This is a genomic window from Rosenbergiella metrosideri (genome assembly GCF_022602565.1).
Classification (GTDB): domain Bacteria; phylum Pseudomonadota; class Gammaproteobacteria; order Enterobacterales; family Enterobacteriaceae; genus Rosenbergiella; species Rosenbergiella metrosideri.
The window spans coordinates 133,311-152,219 of record NZ_JALBCV010000002.1; the positions used below are offsets into that span (position 1 = coordinate 133,311).

The following is an 18,909-nucleotide window of genomic DNA, read 5'->3' on the forward strand; positions in this document are numbered from 1 at the left end:
ATGGCACGAAAAACCAAAGCTCAAGCGCAAGAAACTAAATCATTACTCATTGAAGCGGCGATCGATTGCTTTGCAAGTCGAGGCGTTTCTGCGACGTCGCTGTCGGAAATCGCCGAACATGCGGGTATGACGCGTGGTGCTATTTACTGGCATTTCAAAAACAAGATAGAACTCTTTAAAGAAATCTGGGTGAACAGCGATCAAGAAATCGACCTTTTACATCTCGAGTTCGCCTCCCTCTATCCTAACGATCCGCTTGGTCAATTAAAGCACTTTTTAATCTCCTTTTTGCAATCTTTAGTCGTAGATGAGCGTCGACGCAAAATTATGGAAATTATTTATCACAAGTGTGAGTTCGTCGGAGAGATGCAATCTATGAACCAACTCGATCAAAAATTAATTTTAGAAGATTACCCAAAGATTGCCGAGAAGCTGTCGCTTTGTATTCAAGCCAATCAGTTGCCGCTGACACTGGATACGCAGCGTTCAGCCGTAGTGTGTAGAGCCTATATTACCGGGGTTATTGAAAACTGGCTATTTTCTCCCGCCAGTTTCGATATGCAGGCGCTAGCTCCCACCTTGGTGCAGACAATGATTGATCTATTGCAATACAGCCCGTCTTTACGGACTGCGTCTCATTGTTGATCGTCAGCGGGTTTTTCTTGAGCTAATTTTTGCTGAAAGTCTCTCTCGACGATTTTCAGCGCGTTCAACACAAGTTGCGTAGGAAGATTATGGTTTTCCAAAAGCATAATCAGATCGATGGCGAGTTGAGTTTCCAGCGGAGCGGACTGTAACGACATAAGCAAATTGCCTGCAATAAAGAAAAGGGGAAGTACATAGCTGCCGATATCGTCCGGCTTACTACGTCACAGTTTTCTTCCAAGAATAGTCTTTTTGTGCCGTTTGACAACGCTCGAGACGTTGTTGAGTGATCTCTAGACGTGAAAGTAATTGTTGTTGTTGTTGAAAACCGGTCGCTGTCGCCACTTGATGCTCAAGATCGGCAACCATTTGCAATAATCTACGCTCATAGCCCGCAAGCTCATCTTGAGGCGTGACGGCCTGGTTTTTATGGGTTGGTAAGGTGTAAATGACTTTCTGAATCGCCTGACATTGCTCAAGTAAATGTTCTAATTGCCATGGGGTAGAAGGCATGTTCAGTGAGTTCAGTTCAAGTGTATTAAGCGTATCGGCACACTCACCGAGATATTCGCCAAGCGTCGAATAATGATTTTTAAAGAGTTTTCGTTCAAAGCCGATAGTTTTTAAGCGAGGGTTGCCTCGCTCCTTAACTTGACTGGTAAGATGTTTTAGCAGTCTCCGCAACTGGTTAATGACGACTTTATGGTTCATAGAGTTGCATTTATCCTTTACTTTGCTTAAATTTGACGGTTTTGATGCGTAGGCGGCAATCTTTACATCGCATTTATCCTGTTATTACAGGGCGCCTCACACTTCACTTGTCACCAGGCACACTATCATGACCACTACAGACCACGCTCAACTCGCACTGATCAAAGACAGTATTTGCAGTGTACCCGACTACCCAAAGCCAGGCATACTCTTTCGCGATGTCACCAGCTTATTGGAGAATCCACAGGCTTATGCCGCCACGATTTCATTGATTGCTGAACGTTACCGTACTGTAGGGATCACGAAAGTCATTGGCACTGAAGCGCGAGGATTTCTCTTTGGCGCACCGGTCGCTCTAGCGTTAGGCGTCGGGTTTGTTCCTGTTCGTAAACCGGGCAAGCTGCCCCGTGCAGTGTGGCAAGAAAGTTATGTCCTTGAGTACGGTACAGACGCCCTAGAAATTCATCAAGATGCGCTGACCGAAAATGACAAAGTCTTAGTGGTCGACGATTTACTGGCCACGGGCGGGACGATTGAAGCAACAGTGAAACTGATTCGTCGTGCTGGGGCTCAAGTAGAAGATGCTGCTTTTGTGATCAATCTTTTTGATCTCGAAGGTGAACACAGATTGAATAAGCTCGGCCTCAACTGCTTTAGTGTTGTTGACTTCCCTGGTCACTAATCCCCCTGGCGCGGGTCCTAAAATAGATGGGCAAGGCGCGATCAGACTGCTAAACTGAGTGCATTACGCAACGGTAAGCGTCGTTATGTGACGGCCGCGCCAAGTCGCGCGGTTGTCGATATTTAACTCCTATCAAGTGATACGATCTCCATGAGTTATCAGGTTCTCGCACGAAAATGGCGACCACAAATTTTTTCTGATGTTGTGGGTCAGGAACATGTATTAACCGCGTTAGCTAACGGTCTAAACCTTGGCAGACTGCATCACGCTTACCTTTTTTCGGGTACTCGCGGTGTGGGGAAAACCAGTATTGCTCGCCTCTTTGCCAAAGGGCTAAATTGCGAAACGGGCATCACGGCCACTCCTTGTGGAAAATGCGATAACTGTGTTGAGATTGAGCAGGGGCGTTTTATCGATTTAATTGAAATTGATGCCGCGTCGCGGACACGTGTAGAAGACACTCGTGAGTTATTAGATAACGTGCAATACGCCCCCGTGCGCGGTCGTTTCAAAGTCTACCTTATTGATGAAGTGCATATGCTCTCTCGGCATAGCTTCAACGCGTTGCTCAAAACGCTTGAAGAGCCGCCTGAGCATGTTAAATTTCTACTCGCCACCACCGATCCACAAAAACTGCCTGTGACTATTCTGTCGCGTTGTCTGCAGTTCCACTTGAAAGCGTTAGACACCGACCAGATTCAGCAGCAACTGTCGCATATCCTGAATAGCGACCAGATTTCTTTTGAGCCGCGTGCGCTGCAATATCTCGCCCGCTCGGCACAAGGTAGCCTACGTGACGCCCTAAGCTTACTTGATCAAGCCATTGCCGCCGGAGATGGACAGGTTACTGATCAAGATGTGATGCAGATGCTGGGTACGCTTGATGATGAACAACCACTCAGATTGGTGGATGCGATAATTAAAGGGAATGGAGAATCTGCTCTCTCGCTGGTGGCTGAAGCCGCGAGTCGCGCGACAGAATGGGATACCTTACTGGCGGAAATACTCAGAATTTTCCATACTATCGCGATGTTACAACTCCTTCCCGATTCATTGAACGACGCTTATCGCCAGCATGAGACCCAACTACGTGAACTCGCGCGTCGGGTCCCACCGGAAGATCTTCAGCTCTATTACCAAATAGTCTTAACCGGTCGTAAAGAGTTACCCCTTGCGCCAGAACCGCGTATGGGAATTGAAATGACGCTGCTGAGAGCCTTAGCTTTTCATCCACTAAAGGTTGAAGCGCCGAAAGTCTCTTCCACACCGCCACAGCAAGCTGCTATGCCGGAAAAACCGGTTGTGGCTGAACGTACCGAGGTGCCCGCGTCAACGCCGACAGTGGGCAATGATGCGACCAGCCAATTATTGCAAGCCAGAACAGCATTAATGCGGCAAGGAGCTTCCCAAGCAAAAAAGAGTGAGCCGGTTGCGTCGAATCCGCGACCGGCACAATCGGCGCTCGAGCGATTAGCGACGCTTACTGAGCGTAAAGCGCCTGCAGCAGGCCAGTCCGCTCGCGCTAAGGTTATTGAGAAAAAAGAAAGCTACCGTTGGACCTCGCAACGTGCTGAAGAGGCGACAGTTCTGCCGGTTGCCACGCCCAAGGCGCTGCGTACAGCATTAGAACACGAGAAAAATCCGGAACTGATGCAGCAATTGATTACTGAAACTTGCCAACGGGATCCCTGGGCCGCGCAAATTGCGAGAATGTCACTGCCCAAACTGGTGCAGCAATTAGCCCTGAATAGCTGGAAACAGCAGGTTGAGCAACAGGTCGTGATCAAGTTACGCAGTCATCAGAAACATTTAAATTCTAGTTCGGCGCAGCAGGTATTAACCAACGCCTTCCAGCAGTTATTGGGAGAAACGGTTGAACTCACGATTGAGTCCGATGATAATCCTGAACACTTAACGCCACTTGAGTGGCGTCAGGTCATTTATGAAGAACGTTTATTACAAGCAAAAGAGGCTGTGATAAATGATTCACATATCCAAACTCTGCGTAAAATGTTTGATGCAGAGCTGGATGAAGAAAGTATACGTCCCGTTTAATACCGCTACAGGTCATCATAGGATGGCTGTGGCCTTAGCAGAGAGAGAGCGATATGTTTGGTAAAGGTGGTCTGGGTAACTTGATGAAACAAGCCCAGCAAATGCAAGACAAAATGTCACAAGTTCAGGAAGAGATCGCTGCGCTAGAAGTGACGGGTGAATCCGGGGCTGGCTTAGTAAAAGTCACCATCAATGGTGCGCATAACTGTCGTCGCGTTGAGATAGATCCTAGCTTATTAGAAGATGATAAAGATATGCTGGAAGACTTAGTGGCCGCGGCATTTAACGATGCAGCTCGTCGTATTGAGGAAACCCAAAAAGAGAAAATGGCTTCTGTCTCTAGCGGGATGCAATTACCTCCTGGCTTTAAGATGCCATTCTAATGCAATCCAGCCCATTACTGGAAACATTGATGGAGTCCCTACGCTGCTTACCGGGCGTAGGGCCTAAATCTGCACAGCGAATGGCGTTTCATCTCCTACAGCGTGATCGCAGTGGTGGTATGCGCCTCGCACAAGCATTAACCATTGCGATGTCGGAAATCGGTCACTGCCAGCAGTGCAGGACCTTCACCGAAAAAGAAATCTGCGCGATCTGTACCAATAGTCGTCGTCAAGAAAACGGGATTATTTGTATTGTAGAGAGTCCTGCCGATATTCAAGCGGTTGAACAGACAGGGCAATTTGCTGGACGCTATTTTGTATTGATGGGGCATCTCTCGCCCTTAGACGGTATTGGTCCTGACGATATCGGCTTAGATATTCTTGAGCAACGGCTACAAACCGAAACGTTAACGGAAGTGATCCTTGCGACCAATCCCACCGTCGAAGGTGAGGCTACCGCAAACTTTATTGCCTCCCTCTGTCGCCAATATGGGGTGGAAGCCACGCGTATCGCGCACGGTGTCCCTGTCGGAGGAGAATTAGAGTTAGTGGATGGTACAACGCTTTCCCACTCGCTTGCAGGTCGTCAAAAGTTTAAATATTAATCACTTGCTGATGTTATTCATGACATCAGCTTGAAAAGCCCAAAACTGTCCCCATCTCCTTAAACAACAATAATTAACCCGTCATTTTGTTGAGGATGAATAAAAAATGAAAGGACAAGAAACCCGTGGCTTCCAGTCAGAAGTGAAACAACTTCTGCACCTGATGATCCATTCTCTCTACTCAAATAAAGAAATTTTCCTCCGTGAACTGATCTCCAACGCGTCAGATGCCGCAGACAAACTGCGTTTTAAAGCACTTTCTGATGCCAACCTCTACCAAGGTGATGGCGATTTACGTGTCCGCCTATCCGTCGATAAAGAAGCCCGTACGCTAACCTTAAGCGACAACGGCATAGGTATGACCCGCGATGAAGTGATTGAGAATCTAGGGACTATCGCAAAATCAGGGACAAAAGCCTTCCTTGAATCAATGGGCTCGGATCAAGTTAAAGATAGCCAGTTAATTGGTCAATTTGGTGTCGGCTTCTACTCTGCGTTTATCGTCGCCGATAAGGTCACCGTTCGCACACGTGCGGCAGGCGCCGAGGCCGATCAAGCGGTTTACTGGGAATCAGCCGGCGAGGGCGAGTATACGCTGGCCGATATTGAAAAAGCCGATCGCGGTACCGAAATTACACTGCATCTCCGTGAAGGCGAAGACGAATTCTTAGATACCTGGCGGGTAAAAAATATCGTTGGAAAATATTCCGACCATATTGCTCTGCCGGTAGAAATCGAAGAAAAAGACGAAGAAGCGGATACCACAACATGGGAAAAAATCAATAAAGCCCAAGCGCTGTGGACCCGCAATAAATCAGAAATCAGCGAAGATGAATATAAAGAATTTTATAAGCATGTCTCGCATGACTTTACCGACCCACTGACCTGGAGTCATAACCGTGTTGAAGGGAAGCAGGAATATACCAGTCTGCTGTACATCCCGGCTCAAGCTCCGTGGGACATGTGGAATCGCGATCATAAGCATGGCCTAAAACTCTACGTCCAACGCGTATTTATTATGGACGACGCCGAGCAGTTTATGCCGACTTACCTCCGTTTTGTACGCGGACTGATCGATTCCAACGATCTACCGCTTAACGTTTCCCGTGAGATCTTACAAGATAGCCGTGTCACGCAAAGCCTGCGTACAGCGCTGACTAAGCGTACGTTGCAAATGCTTGAAAAGCTGGCGAAGGACGATAGCGAGAAATACCTGACGTTCTGGAAAGCATTCGGTATGGCACTGAAAGAAGGTCCTGCTGAAGACCCTGCTAACTTGCCGACGATTGCTAAGTTACTGCGCTTTGCCTCGACCAAAAACGATAGTGCAGAGCAAACGGTTACGCTGGAAGACTACGTCGCGCGTATGGCTGAAGGCCAAGAGAAAATCTACTTTATCACCGCAGACAGCTACGCCGCGGCGAAAAATAGCCCACATTTAGAGCTATTCCGTAAGAAAGGGATTGAGGTATTACTGCTTTCCGATCGTATCGACGAGTGGATGATGTCCTACCTGACTGAATTCGACGGCAAGGTGTTCCAATCGGTCAGTAAAGCGGATGATTCATTAGAAAAGTTGGCAGATGAAGAGACTGACGAACAAAAAGAGAATGAAAAAGCGTTAGAGCCATTCGTTGAGCGCGTAAAAACCCTACTGGGTGATCGCGTTAAAGAAGTGCGCTTAACACACCGTCTTACTGATACGCCTGCAATCGTTGTCACTGGTGCAGATGAAATTAGTACGCAAATGGCAAAACTCTTTGCGGCAGCAGGTCAAGAAGCCCCTGAGGTGAAGTATATCTTCGAGATCAACCCTGAGCACCGTTTAGTCAAACAGGCTGCGCAAACGCAAGACGATGCGCACTTTGCCGACTGGATTGAACTGCTCCTCGACCAAGCGCTGTTCGCTGAGCGTGGAACCTTAGAAGATCCAAACCAATTTATTCGTAGAATGAATCAGTTACTCCTCGCGTAGTCCCCCTCCAAGGCGTCGTGAAAGCGACGCCTTATCTTGTGGTCAATGCAACATAGTGTTATTTTCCCACTTCATAAGTTTAAAGCAATTCGCAAGAGGTATTACGCAATGCGTATTATTTTGCTCGGAGCTCCGGGCGCAGGTAAAGGTACTCAGGCGCAGTTCATCATGGAGAACTACGGCATTCCACAAATTTCAACAGGTGATATGCTGCGTGCAGCAGTAAAAGCAGGGTCTCCACTGGGCCAGCAAGCTAAAGCGCTGATGGACGCTGGTAAGTTAGTGACCGATGAACTGGTTATCGCCTTAGTTAAAGAACGCATTGCCCAAGCAGATTGCCACAAAGGGTTCTTACTGGATGGTTTTCCTCGCACAATTCCGCAAGCGGATGCAATGAAAGAAGCTGATATCGGGATTGATATTGTTTTGGAATTTGCGGTGCCTGATGAGGTTATCATTGGTCGTATCGCAGGGCGCCGTGTCCACGCCCCATCTGGACGTGTCTATCACGTTGCCTATAACCCGCCTAAAGAAGCGGACAAAGATGATGTGACAGGTGAGCCGCTGACTATTCGTAAAGATGATGAAGAAGCAACGGTTCGTAATCGTCTCGTCGAATATCATCAAATGACCGCACCGTTAATTAACTACTATACTCAAGCTGCGGCAAACGGTGAGACGCGCTATGAAAAAATCGACGGTACGCAACCCGTCGCGCAAGTCAGTGCCCAACTTAAGTCATTACTCGGCTAATCATCTATGCCGGACCGTCAGTAACCGTTCGGCATCTCACCACTGTTTGCCTTAACTGATTCGCTTTTTTTAAACCAGGAAAAGTATATGACCGTAGATAAACCGGGCGTGTTATTAGTTAATCTTGGCACGCCTGATGCCCCGACGACTGCCGCGGTAAAGCGTTATTTAAAACAGTTTTTAAGTGATAAACGGGTTGTCGATGTGCCTGATCTGTTTTGGCAACCTATTTTGAGAGGTGCAATTTTACCGTTCCGTTCACCAAGGGTCGCCAAGCTCTATGCTTCGGTCTGGATGGAAGGCGGTTCTCCACTGCTAGTTTTTAGCCAGCAACAACGTGACGCCTTAGCGAAAAAAACGGATATGCCGGTGGCGCTGGGCATGAGTTATGGTAATCCATCATTACAACACGCGGTAGATTCGCTGCTTGATCAGGGCGTAACGCGGCTGATTGTATTACCCCTCTATCCACAGTTTTCGTCGTCGACAGTTTCCGCAGTATGGGATGGTCTGTACAACACGTTTCGTAAACGTCGCACCATGCCAGCGATTAAGTTTATCCGAGACTATGCAACTCACCCTCTCTATATTGAGGCACTGAAAGATTCCGTAGAGCGTAGCTTCGCTGAGCACGGTAAACCTGATCTGTTACTACTGTCATTTCACGGTATCCCTCAACGCTTTGCCGATCAAGGCGATGATTACCCGAAACGCTGTGAACAGACTTACCATGCCTTAGCAGATGCCCTAGGGTTATCGTCGGAACAGATTATGATGACTTATCAATCTCGCTTTGGTCGTGAGCCATGGTTGATGCCTTATACTGATGAAACGATTAAGACGCTACCTGACAGAGGTATTCATCATATTCAAGTGATGTCTCCGGGCTTCTCAGCGGATTGTTTAGAAACGCTTGAAGAGATTAATGAGCAAAACCGGGAATTTTTCATGCATGCGGGCGGCAAGAGTTTCCACTATATTCCCGCACTTAATGCAGACCCTTTGCATATTGATATGATGTTGGACTTGGTGAATCAATTCAAATAATCTCAACCTAACGAGATAACTGAGTAATGAACAGGGGAATTATGCTACTATTCTGTGCCTATTTTCCCCTGATTACTCTGTACTATGAAATTTCCCGGTAAACGCAAATCAAAGCACTATTTCCCTGTTAACGCTCGCGACCCATTATTGATCTCAGTGCCCGTTGAGGTCGACTCGATGGGATGGTTGGTCGGTATCGATCAAACCATGGTGGATATCGAGGCAGAGGTCGATGATGACTTTCTTAGCCGTTATGGCTTAACCGGAGGCTATTCTTTTATTCTTGAGGATGACGTCTCCGAGGCGCTTTACCAAGAACTTCGCCAACGTAATCTTTTATCTCACCAATTTGCTGGCGGGACAGTGGGTAATACTTTGCATAATTACTCCGTGTTGGCAGATGACCGATCGATTCTTCTCGGCGTAATTTGTAATAATATCCATATTGGTGACTATGCTTATCGGTATCTCTGCAACACCTCCAGTCGGATGGATCTTAACCATATGCAAGGGGTAGATGGGGCAATTGGTCGCTGTTACACCTTGATTAATTCGGCAGGGGAACGAACCTTTGCCATAAACCCTGGTGATATTAATCAACTACGGCCTGAAAGTATTCCCGAAGAGGTCATCGCAGGCGCTTCAGCCTTACTGCTTACCTCCTACCTCCTTCGCGCTAAGCCCGGCGAACCAATGCCTGATGCGGCCATGCAGGCTATTGAGTATGCGAAAAAACACCAGGTTCCGGTCGTATTGACCCTGGGTACACGTCATATCATTGCCGACGATCCGCAATTCTGGCGTGACTTTTTACGGGATCATGTTTCCATCTTAGCGATGAATGAAGAAGAGGCGCTAGAGCTGACGGGGGAAAACGATCCGCTGTTAGCCACAGATAAAGCACTTGAATGGGTAGATCTTGTGCTGTGTACGGCAGGACCTGCCGGCTTGTATATGGGCGGCTTTATTGAGGAAGCCTGTAAGCGTAAAACAAATCTGCCACTGCTACCGGGAGCGATTGCTGAATTTAATCAGTATGAATTTAGCCGGGCAATGCGGGCGAGCGATTGCGAACAGCCGCTAAAGGTCTATTCACATATCGCACCCTATATGGGGGGACCTGAAAAGATCATGAATACCAATGGCGCAGGTGACGGGGCACTGGCGGCTTTACTGCATGACCTGTCGGCAAATCTTTATCATCGCCGGAAAGTGCCTAACTCGAATAAACATCAGCACCATTACCTCACCTATTCGTCGTTATCGCAAGTATGTAAGTATGCCAATCGCGTGAGTTATCAAGTGCTCAATCAACATTCACCGCGATTAAGTCGTGGCTTACCGGAGCGTGAAGATAGCCTCGAAGAGGCTTATTGGGATCGCTGAACCATAGCCCCCGCGTGCTAGGGGGCTATAACTAGTTGAGCGGGCAAAAGGCGCTCTGTTGTTGAGGCAGCGTGCGTTGTACCGCTTGTTGGAGTCCATAAGCAATTTCCCTTTCTCCCATCACGATATGATCACAGCCGTGGGCGTGTAGATAGTCGACCTCATCATCATGGTGAGCTCGAGCAAAAATAGCTAGGTCAGGACGTTGCTCACGAGCGGTAGCGGCGATCTCTCCCGACTCATAGCTATTAGGTATAGTGAGCAATAACCATTGCGCGCAGTCGAGCCGCATCAAGGCCATCACTTCGGGTCTCGCGGCATTCCCGTAAATTGTCAAAATACCTTTTTCTCGCATTTCATCAATTCGGCTACGACTATTTTCGACCACCACTACGGTGAGTCCTTCAGCGATGAGTTGTTCATAAAGCAGCCGCCCAACACGGCCGTAGCCCACAATTAAGGCATGGTGACAGAGCGTGAGTGGGACTTGGGGGAGCTCTTCCACTAGTTCTACTTCTTTCTTTTCCTTAGTTTCGTGCTTTTCTCGCTTCATCCAGCGCTCTGCCAGGGTAAAGAGAATTGGATTAAGCATGATGGAGAGAATGGCGGCGGCTAAGACCAGGTTTTGGCCCTCTTTACTCAGCAGATTGAGCGTGATCCCGAGGCCCGCGAGGATAAAAGAGAACTCGCCAATCTGTGCAAGGCTGACAGCGATAGTCATGGCGGTACGGGTAGAGTGCCCTAATACTTTTACTAGCAGCCACGCTGCGAGCGACTTGCCTAGCAGAATAATCACCAGCGCACCAATGATGGCGAACGGGCGCTCCAACAGAATATGCGGGTCGAACAGCATACCGACAGAGACGAAAAACAGTACCGCGAAGGCATCGCGCAAAGGGAGGGTATCATGTGCGGCGCGATGACTGAGTTCTGATTCGTTTAATACCATTCCTGCAAAAAAAGCGCCAAGCGCGAAAGAAACATCAAAAAGCTCTACAGCACCAAAGGCGATACCTAATGCGAGGGCGAGGACAGAAAGAGTGAAGAGTTCACGTGAACCTGTTGCCGCGCTGCGAGACAAGATCCAAGGGATAAGCCGCCGGCCAATGATCATCATTAACAGCATAAAGGCGACAACTTTACCTAAGGTGAGTAATAGGTCCCAAGCGAGGAGGGAAAAATTGGCTTCGCCTTTTTCTAATACACCCGCCATCGCAGGCAGCAGAACTAAGGCTAAAACCATGACTAAATCTTCAACGATTAACCAACCGATGGCGATGCGTCCGCGTTGACTATCTAACAGCTGACGTTCTTCTAACGCCCGTAACAATACCACGGTACTTGCGGTGGATAAGCAGAGGCCAAAGACAAGTCCGCTGATTAAGGGCCAACCAAGCAATGAAGAGAGTCCCATTCCGAGCAAGGTGGCAACAATAATCTGGGCAATGGCCCCTGGAATTGCTATCGATTTTACCGACATCAAATCTTTCAATGAGAAGTGTAAGCCAACGCCAAACATCAGCAAAATAACGCCTAACTCGGCGAGTTCTGGGGCGAGGTTTGTGTCGGCCACAAAGCCGGGAGTGAAGGGGCCAGCTAACACACCTGCTAAAAGATATCCGACTAACGGCGAGATGCGTAGGCGGTTAGCAAGCATTCCTAATAGAAAGGCAAGTACCAATCCGCCTACGAGTGTCGTAATTAAGGGGGTGGTCGAATGCATCCGCCTCTCCATTTTGCAGGGATAATGTCTTACTTTAGCAAAAAAAAGAATTGTGCAGGTGAATCCGTAAGTAAGTATAAGTAAAGGTTACAAAGTATGACTCTTATATGAACTTATCGATCAGTGAGTTAGCGGCTCGTAGCAACCTTACGTTTTAAATAATAATTTACTAGGCTATCCCATACCCAGTTATAAAGATACGTGTAAGGGAGATAAAAAAATAGTAGCCCAATATCCATGGTAAAGGCCTCTTGAAGAGACATATTCATGCACCAAGCCGTCAGGGGTAAGGCCATGCTCAATAAGCCACCTTCGAAACCAATCGCTTGCAGCGAACGCACATAAAAGTTGCGTGGCGCACGGGGCGGATAGACGCGATCGAATAAGCTGTTGAACAGCATATTCCAAGCCATTGCCAGCAAAGCAATGGCGATAACCGTTACGCCAATATGCCCGATAGGGCGTTGTAAAAGGAGGGCAGCACCCGGGATAGTGATGAGTAGCGCGGTAACTTCATACCCCACGGCGTGGAAAACTCTCTCTTTAAGCGATTTGTGACTCATTGTTCCTCCAAGATGATTAGCGCTATATTTTCAACGGCGAGGGTGTATAGTACAAACTAGCTAGTATCGTAAAAAACGATAGGTAAACATGTATTACTCACCAGAATCTCTCGAAGCCTTTGTACAATCTGTGGCAAGCGGATCCTTTTCAGCTGCTGCACGCGCATTAGGTAAAAGTCAGTCGACCATCAGCGTGGCGGTCTCGAGTCTTGAAGATCATCTAGGTTTTGCAGTGTTTGAACGCACCTCAAGGCACTTGATGCTGACGGAGGAGGGACGGCGTGTGTTGGCCCAAGCCAGAGAGATCTTAGCGGCAAACCAACGCCTCGACGATGTGGCTTTGCGTTTGGCTCAAGGCATCGAACCGCGTGTCACCTTGGCGATCTCCGACCACTGGCCTGCAGGCCACCATGATCGATTATTAAGCCAATTTGCGGAAAAGTTTTCGGAAGTTGAGTTTGAATGCCTCATCGCTGAAAACGAAGATGTTATTGAATTATTGAAAAGTGGCCGTGCGCAACTTGGCTTAATCACCAAACAACCCCACCTTCCAACTGAACTGGTTAGTCGAAGCTTAGCGATTTCTGGCCATACCGGTATCTATCTGGCGAAAGACCATCCGCTGTGCCAACAGGCAACGCTGACGCTTGATGATCTAAAAGGTATCCGCCAACTGCAGCTTAACACTTGGAGTCGCGCGGGGATTCAACGCAGCGAAGGACTGGTATGGTCAGCCTCTTCTTACATTCTTTTGCTGGATATGGCGCAACAAGGGTTTGGCTGGGCAAAGTTACCCTGTTGGATGGTGGACTATTTTGGTAACGAGAGTCTAGCTCAACTTCCGTTAGCTGGCTGGCCGCAACAAATTAACTTAGAGGTTATCTGGTCTGTGCGTCACAGCGTTGGCCCAGCCTGCTTATGGATGATTGATCAACTGACGGCCGCTAAGGATTAGTGGTCGCGCGCTATCTCGACAAACTGCGCACCCAGTTGAGTGGCGAGGTCTTGTGGTGAGAGACTGATATCGAGTCCGCGTTTGCCACCGGAAATATAGATTTCGGATTGATGTTCAGCACTGCGATCTATTACTGTCGGTAATCGCTTCTTTTGGCCGAGAGGGCTTATCCCACCGACTTTGTAGCCCGTTGTCCTTTCCGCGATGGTGGGATCAGCCATATCCACTTTTTTACACTTTAGTGCTTTAGCCACTTTCTTTAGGTCAAGTTGTGTCGACACCGGGGTCACGGCTACCGCTAACTGCTTATTATCCCCGTTGATCGCGACCAGTAAGGTTTTGAATACGCTTGAGGCGACCAGACCTAACTTCTCAACGGCCTCTTCACCAAAATGAGTATTAGTAGGATCGTGATCGTAGGAATGCTGTTGATAAGCGATCTGCGCTTTTTCAAGTTGTAAAATGGCAGGGGTCATCGTGACTTTTCCTGTGCAGGTGAAGTAATAAGATCGATCACATTATCGCGACCACTTAAGTGTAGGGCGCCTACCGCCACTAAATATCGTCCTGGTGGCAGAGCGAGTAATTGTCTCGCCCATTGTCTATTACGCTCGGTGATAAAAGTCTGCTGTAGATTATCACCGAAACTGCGCGATAGCGCAGGCAATGGAGAAGGGGAGGAGTGGTTTTTGGATAACCACCAATCAATCATCTTTTGTAGCTGTCGCGCATTACTGCGCCAATGCACCAAGCTATCAAGTAATAAATCTAGGCCTTGATGGGGTAAGTTTGTCAGTAGCTGGAGTTGTTGTTGTGGGCTTTCTAGGGTAATTACCGGTTGATCCGCCTGGTGGGCAAGGTTCAATAGTTGATGGTCCACTCCAAATTCAGGGCGTAGTCCCAGCATATGGGCTTGTTTCTGTTGTAACGTCAGGCCAATTTGCCATGCAGGAAATTGAGCTAGCATTAAGGGATCGAGGTGGCACTCCTGGCAAGCCGCTTCAAACTGTAGCCACTGTTCTGTGGTTAATCGTTGCTGTAGCGTAGGGATCTGTGCTGAAGATTCAATTTCTGGGACTGGGCTTTGTGTAATATCGGCTTCAACAACTAAAGCGTGACAGTCACGCTGTATGTTACGTAGCTCGCTCGGTAGCGGAGCCATCGCAGGCACGCCCATATGAATACTGCCAACAAGAATAAACTCTCGCTCACCTCTTGAACAAGTATACGAGAGCCATTCTTGGTTCGGCCTAAGCCACTGGCGAATTTTTGTTAGAAACGAAGTTTTAGTCATCGAGATGAGCGTGATAGCCTTCGTCACTGATCACATCGATTAACACCTCTGGTGATGCCGTACTGACGACGGTGGCATGGTCAATCGTCACTTGCGCTGAGGTGACATCAGAGCGTTGTTCGAGTATCTTTTTAACTTGTGAGACACAATGATTACAAGATAGACCGCTGAGAGTGAATTGTAATGTTCTAGACATAGTCGCTCCTAATTCAGAGGGTGTAAAGTAGTAGTGTAGTCCTTACCCTTAGGGGGAGGTCAAGCCTTGCGCACGAATCGAGGAGTAAAAGATGAATATTAGCCAAGCCGCACAGCGGACAGGACTCACCAGTAAAGCGATTCGTTTTTACGAAGACAGAGGGCTATTTACCCCACCGCCTCGATCCCTTAATGGCTATCGAGACTATCATGAGCAGCATATCGAGGAATTGACCCTCATTAAGCAAGCGAAAGCCGCAGGATTTTCTTTGGATGAGTGTCGTGAATTCGTCGAACTGTATCGTGACCCGCAGCGCCGAAGCGCAGATATAAAAGCGCGAACCCTAGAGAAAATTGAGCAGTTAACGCGTCAACTGGATGAAATTACCCAAATACGGCAGCGATTAATAAGTCTGGCGGCCAATTGCCCCGGCGATGATAATGCAGAGTGTCCGATAATTGCGGGATGGGCTCAGGGCTGTCATCAAAACAGCCCAGAGTCCTAAGGTCTTAGTAGAGCAGGGAGTAGAGCTGGCGACGGTAACGAGTAGCCAGTGCATCCCCAGTCCCTAAGGCCGCAAGAATTTCTTGGAACGTTTTTCTCACTTGCCCTTCACCACAACTGAGGTCTTTACGCAGCAAGGTGAAGAGTAGCTCCAACGCTTCTTCATGACGACCCACTTGCTGTAATTGGATCGCAAGGTGGTTTGCAACGCTTGCATTGCTCGGATCGGCGGCGAGATCTGCTTGTAACTGTTGGATTTGTGGTGAGTCCGCCGCTTGCTTGAGTAAATCGATCTGCGCCAATAATCCCTGATAACGACTATCTTGATCCTGTAAGGGCACGGCTTTCAGTACGTCTTCGGCTTCTTCACTGCGGTTTAGGTCGAGCAGGGTTTGTGCATAGAGAAAGCCTATTTCACTACTCTTTTCACTCAGTTGCCAAGCATCACGCAGCAGAGGGAGGGCCTCTAGCGGTTTATCTTCGGCCAGCAAGGCTTGCGCCTGTTGGACCTTTAGATCCTCTTCGCGGGGCAACACTTTGGCCAGCAATTCGCGAATAGCCGCTTCAGGTTGTGGCCCTTGGAAACCATCGACGGGTTGACCATTTTGAAAGAGATAGACAGTCGGAATAGCGCGCAGACCAAATTGACTCGCGATATGCTGCTGTTGGTCACAATCAAGGCGGGCGAGGATAAACTGTCCGGCGTACTCATTCGCCAACTTTTCTAATACTGGGTTAAGCTCAAGACAATGCTGACTACGCTCTGACCAGAAGTAAAAAACCACGGGGATCTGAGCCGACTGTTGTAATACCTGTTGAAGGTTACTCTCGTCGATCTCAATAATCGACGCCTGGGGTGACATCATAATATTCCTCATCTATTAACTCTTCGCTTAACGCTAAACATGGGGATCTTTTCGCTCAGCTTCAAGCGGTATTCACGATTTCTTACTGGGATTATTGAGAATACTATCCATCAGCCAGCTTGGTAGCAGGCGCTTTGCGATAGCCATCGCGTAAGTGACAAGGGTGACAGGATAGCGACGGAGAGGGTAACGGCTTTCTAGCGCATGACGTATTTTCGGGAGTAGCGCTTCAGGGGGCAGGGCGAAGCGAGCGGCTATCCCTGGGTTCTCGATAGGATTAGCGTGATCCCCTTGTTGAACGTTAGTCGAAAATGCCGTGGTGATCGGGCCAGGCTCAAGCAAGCTCACCGAAATAGACTCTTTGGAAAGCTCCATTCGTAGCGTATCGGTCCAAGCCTCTAAGGCATATTTACTGGCAGCATAGGCACCGCGCCCAGGGGTGGCAATAAAACCCATTACCGAACTGGTATTAAGAATTCGCGCGTGGCCATTTGCTCGTAGCAGCGGCAACAATCCTAAGGTTAGCTGATGTACGCCAAAGAAATTGGTTGAGAACTGATGTTCCATTTGTTGCCGGCTAATGGTCGTTAAGGGACCATACTGACCGTAACCTGCATTATTGAACAGGGCAAAGAGCTTTCCGCTAGTCAGGGATTTAACGCTCTCGATGGCTTGTTCAACCGAAGTAGGATCATCCATATCGATCAGTATGGCCGTCAACCCTAACGCATTCAATCGGGTCAAATCGTCGGGTTTGCGACAGCCTGCAATCACACGGTATCCACGCTGGTGAAGGTCGAGGGCGCTAATCAGGCCGATGCCACTTGAGCAGCCAGTAATAAGGACATTTTTTTGCACAGGTTAAGGCTCAGAATAGTGAGAATACTTCTACGCTAGCACAGAGAGAGGGCTAAGTGCCAGTCATGCTGGGGGGGATGCCCCAGCAAGGGTAACTATTGGTTTTTCGCCCAGGCGAGCGCGGGGGCATATTCGGCAGGCAGTAAGTGAGAGAGCTGAGATAAGCTTTGCTGCAAGGCGGTCGACTCTGTGCTACAGAGAGTCAAGTGGCCCACTTTTCGGCCGGGTCGCACGGCTTTATCGTACCAGTGTAGATGGATAAGCGGATCGGCTAGCCAACGGTAATCGAGCTCACAACCAATCAGGTTAATCATCACCGAGGTTGATTCAACAACGGGACGCGGTAGCGGTAAACCGCAAAGGGCGCGAAGGTGCAGTGCAAATTGGCTGATTGATGCGCCGTTTTGTGTCCAGTGTCCGCTGTTGTGAACTCGAGGGGCTAACTCGTTGATTAACAAACCCTCGGGTGTGACAAAGCACTCCATTGCCATCACACCGACATAGTTTAATTCCGTCAGAATGGCGGTCAACATGGCTTCTGCTTGCTGTTGATGCGCAGGGCTAGGCTGTGGGTGCGCGACACTGGCAAACAGAATCCCCTGCTGATGCAGATTATGAGTTACGGGGTAAAACACAATTTCTCCGGCGGCATTTCTGGCCCCGACCAGCGAGAGTTCGCCAGAGAAATTTATTGCTTGTTCAACGATGCATTCGCCATAGCATTCATTCGGTAATTCTTCGGTGGTCTGGGAGGTGAGTCGCCATTGCCCCCGACCATCATAGCCACCGGTGCGGCGCTTAATAATCGCCAGCTCACCGTAGGTTGCAAAAATAGTCGGCCATTGCTCCGCAGAACGGAGTAATTGCCACGGGGCGGTGGCAAGACCCAGTTGGTCCAGTAATTGTTTCTGAGGCAATCGGTCGGCTAATTGAGGGAAAATATCCCGATTGATAAACGCGTCATGAGAAGCTAATTGGCGGGTAAGGGGGGTCTCTGGCCAACGTTCGATTTCAGCGGTAATGATACTTTGCTTAATCGGTAGTTCATCAGGATCCGCATCAATTCCTACCGGATGCACCGCTATGCCTAAGGGTTCGCCCGCTTGGCGCAACATCCTACCTAATTGACCATTCCCGAGCACGCAGACTGACTTCATGCATCCTCCCGCGGATCGGGGTGTTGCAGGACGGCATCGGTCTGCTTAACACGCCATTCAGCCAAACGCGAAGCAATCAGCGAGTCATGCAGGGCAAGGATTTGTGCCGCTAATAACGCTGCATTGGCCGCACCTGCTTTGCCGATCGCAAGGGTGCCGACCGGAATTCCCTTAGGCATTTGTACTATAGAGTAAAGGCTGTCAACACCACTTAAAGCTGCGCTTTGCACCGGTACGCCTAGCACTGGGACCAGGGTTTTCGCTGCGAGCATTCCGGGAAGGTGTGCTGCACCGCCCGCGCCCGCGATGATGACATCGAAACCCTGCTGTTGAGCGTTTTCGGCGAAGCTAAAGAGTTTATCGGGGGTACGGTGGGCGGAAACGACTTCCACATGATGGGCAATGCCTAACTCGGTTAATACGTCAGCGGCAGACTGCATCGTAGCCCAGTCACTTTTTGAACCCATGACTATGGCGACTTTAGCGGGGGCAGAACTTAACGACATGAACTCAACTCCTCGTTCCTAAAACGTACACAAGCTTCTCTGACT

General features: G+C 48.8%; 22 protein-coding genes and 1 other annotated feature. Of the genes, 11 read left to right on the top strand and 11 right to left on the bottom strand.

Annotated elements, in window-relative coordinates:
• Positions 1-645, top strand: coding sequence for a multidrug efflux transporter transcriptional repressor AcrR (acrR, locus tag MKR94_RS03095; RefSeq protein WP_241645411.1), 645 nt, complete (start codon positions 1-3; stop codon positions 643-645).
• Here acrR and MKR94_RS03100 read toward each other — a convergent pair.
• Positions 636-803 carry a DUF2496 domain-containing protein gene (locus MKR94_RS03100; RefSeq protein WP_241645412.1) on the bottom strand — a complete coding sequence of 56 codons (168 nt, stop codon included), beginning with the start codon at positions 801-803 and terminating at the stop codon, positions 636-638. The two genes, acrR and MKR94_RS03100, sit on opposite strands and share 10 nt — an antisense overlap.
• A 61-nt stretch (positions 804-864) precedes the next feature.
• Positions 865-1,356: a primosomal replication protein PriC gene (priC, locus tag MKR94_RS03105; protein ID WP_241645413.1), complete on the bottom strand. Its 492-nt coding sequence runs from the start codon at positions 1,354-1,356 to the stop codon at positions 865-867.
• A 127-nt stretch (positions 1,357-1,483) separates the two neighbouring features.
• Between priC and apt the strand changes: the two genes are divergently transcribed.
• The 8 genes from apt (at position 1,484) to MKR94_RS03145 (ending at position 10,242) form a co-directional block, all read left to right on the top strand.
• Positions 1,484-2,038 carry an adenine phosphoribosyltransferase gene (apt, locus tag MKR94_RS03110; protein ID WP_241645414.1) on the top strand — a complete coding sequence of 185 codons (555 nt, stop codon included), beginning with the start codon at positions 1,484-1,486 and terminating at the stop codon, positions 2,036-2,038.
• A gap of 150 nt (positions 2,039-2,188) precedes the next feature.
• Positions 2,189-4,093 carry a DNA polymerase III subunit gamma/tau gene (gene dnaX / locus MKR94_RS03115; RefSeq protein WP_241645415.1) on the top strand — a complete coding sequence of 635 codons (1,905 nt, stop codon included), beginning with the start codon at positions 2,189-2,191 and terminating at the stop codon, positions 4,091-4,093.
• Positions 3,432-3,493 (top strand) — a sequence feature (DnaX frameshifting element). (Overlaps the previous gene by 62 nt.)
• 53 nt (positions 4,094-4,146) lie before the next feature.
• On the top strand, positions 4,147-4,476 hold the full coding sequence (locus MKR94_RS03120; protein WP_048911719.1) for a YbaB/EbfC family nucleoid-associated protein: 330 nt from the start codon (positions 4,147-4,149) through the stop codon (positions 4,474-4,476).
• Entirely contained in the window at positions 4,476-5,081 is a 606-nt protein-coding gene (gene recR, locus MKR94_RS03125; RefSeq protein WP_241645416.1) for a recombination mediator RecR, read from the top strand. Before MKR94_RS03120 ends, recR begins: the two co-directional genes overlap by 1 nt.
• Before the next feature lie 106 nt (positions 5,082-5,187).
• Positions 5,188-7,056 carry a molecular chaperone HtpG gene (htpG, locus tag MKR94_RS03130; protein ID WP_241645417.1) on the top strand — a complete coding sequence of 623 codons (1,869 nt, stop codon included), beginning with the start codon at positions 5,188-5,190 and terminating at the stop codon, positions 7,054-7,056.
• A gap of 108 nt (positions 7,057-7,164) precedes the next feature.
• The gene (gene adk, locus MKR94_RS03135; RefSeq protein WP_241645418.1) at positions 7,165-7,809 is read left to right on the top strand and encodes an adenylate kinase; all 645 of its coding nucleotides are present in this window, start codon (positions 7,165-7,167) and stop codon (positions 7,807-7,809) included.
• Positions 7,810-7,896: 87 nt separating this feature from the next.
• On the top strand, positions 7,897-8,856 hold the full coding sequence (hemH, locus tag MKR94_RS03140) for a ferrochelatase (RefSeq protein WP_241645419.1): 960 nt from the start codon (positions 7,897-7,899) through the stop codon (positions 8,854-8,856).
• Positions 8,857-8,940: 84 nt separating this feature from the next.
• Complete coding sequence (locus MKR94_RS03145) at positions 8,941-10,242, top strand: inosine/guanosine kinase (RefSeq protein ID WP_241645420.1); 1,302 nt, start codon at positions 8,941-8,943, stop codon at positions 10,240-10,242.
• A gap of 31 nt (positions 10,243-10,273) precedes the next feature.
• Here the strand turns inward: MKR94_RS03145 and ybaL are convergent, their stop codons facing one another.
• Positions 10,274-11,965 (bottom strand): YbaL family putative K(+) efflux transporter, encoded by a 1,692-nt coding sequence (gene ybaL / locus MKR94_RS03150; protein WP_241645421.1) that lies wholly within the window; start codon positions 11,963-11,965, stop codon positions 10,274-10,276.
• 128 nt (positions 11,966-12,093) lie between these two features.
• Positions 12,094-12,528 carry a PACE efflux transporter gene (locus MKR94_RS03155; RefSeq protein WP_241645422.1) on the bottom strand — a complete coding sequence of 145 codons (435 nt, stop codon included), beginning with the start codon at positions 12,526-12,528 and terminating at the stop codon, positions 12,094-12,096.
• An 88-nt stretch (positions 12,529-12,616) separates the two neighbouring features.
• On the opposite strand from MKR94_RS03155, the gene MKR94_RS03160 reads away from it, so the two are divergent.
• The gene (locus MKR94_RS03160) at positions 12,617-13,483 is read left to right on the top strand and encodes a LysR family transcriptional regulator (protein ID WP_241645423.1); all 867 of its coding nucleotides are present in this window, start codon (positions 12,617-12,619) and stop codon (positions 13,481-13,483) included.
• On the opposite strand, the gene ybaK is transcribed toward MKR94_RS03160, so the two are convergent.
• From ybaK to MKR94_RS03175, 3 genes are read right to left on the bottom strand one after another with little or no spacing between them, the layout of a single operon-like run.
• Complete coding sequence (gene ybaK, locus MKR94_RS03165; RefSeq protein WP_241645424.1) at positions 13,480-13,959, bottom strand: Cys-tRNA(Pro)/Cys-tRNA(Cys) deacylase YbaK; 480 nt, start codon at positions 13,957-13,959, stop codon at positions 13,480-13,482. The genes MKR94_RS03160 and ybaK overlap by 4 nt on opposite strands.
• Complete coding sequence (locus MKR94_RS03170; RefSeq protein WP_241645425.1) at positions 13,956-14,777, bottom strand: TraB/GumN family protein; 822 nt, start codon at positions 14,775-14,777, stop codon at positions 13,956-13,958. The genes ybaK and MKR94_RS03170 overlap by 4 nt, the downstream gene beginning before the upstream one ends.
• A complete protein-coding gene (locus MKR94_RS03175) occupies positions 14,770-14,973 on the bottom strand; it encodes a cation transporter (protein WP_241645426.1) in 204 nt (67 codons plus the stop codon). The genes MKR94_RS03170 and MKR94_RS03175 overlap by 8 nt, the downstream gene beginning before the upstream one ends.
• A gap of 91 nt (positions 14,974-15,064) precedes the next feature.
• On the opposite strand from MKR94_RS03175, the gene cueR reads away from it, so the two are divergent.
• Positions 15,065-15,478 (top strand): Cu(I)-responsive transcriptional regulator, encoded by a 414-nt coding sequence (gene cueR / locus MKR94_RS03180; protein ID WP_241645427.1) that lies wholly within the window; start codon positions 15,065-15,067, stop codon positions 15,476-15,478.
• A gap of 4 nt (positions 15,479-15,482) precedes the next feature.
• Here the strand turns inward: cueR and MKR94_RS03185 are convergent, their stop codons facing one another.
• The 4 genes from MKR94_RS03185 to purE form a co-directional block, all read right to left on the bottom strand.
• Positions 15,483-16,340, bottom strand: coding sequence for a co-chaperone YbbN (locus tag MKR94_RS03185; RefSeq protein ID WP_241645610.1), 858 nt, complete (start codon positions 16,338-16,340; stop codon positions 15,483-15,485).
• Positions 16,341-16,415: 75 nt separating this feature from the next.
• The gene (locus MKR94_RS03190) at positions 16,416-17,201 is read right to left on the bottom strand and encodes an SDR family oxidoreductase (protein ID WP_241645428.1); all 786 of its coding nucleotides are present in this window, start codon (positions 17,199-17,201) and stop codon (positions 16,416-16,418) included.
• A gap of 95 nt (positions 17,202-17,296) precedes the next feature.
• Complete coding sequence (gene purK, locus MKR94_RS03195) at positions 17,297-18,358, bottom strand: 5-(carboxyamino)imidazole ribonucleotide synthase (protein WP_241645429.1); 1,062 nt, start codon at positions 18,356-18,358, stop codon at positions 17,297-17,299.
• The gene (gene purE / locus MKR94_RS03200) at positions 18,355-18,864 is read right to left on the bottom strand and encodes a 5-(carboxyamino)imidazole ribonucleotide mutase (protein WP_241645430.1); all 510 of its coding nucleotides are present in this window, start codon (positions 18,862-18,864) and stop codon (positions 18,355-18,357) included. Before purE ends, purK begins: the two co-directional genes overlap by 4 nt.
• Positions 18,865-18,909: the final 45 nt, after the last annotated feature.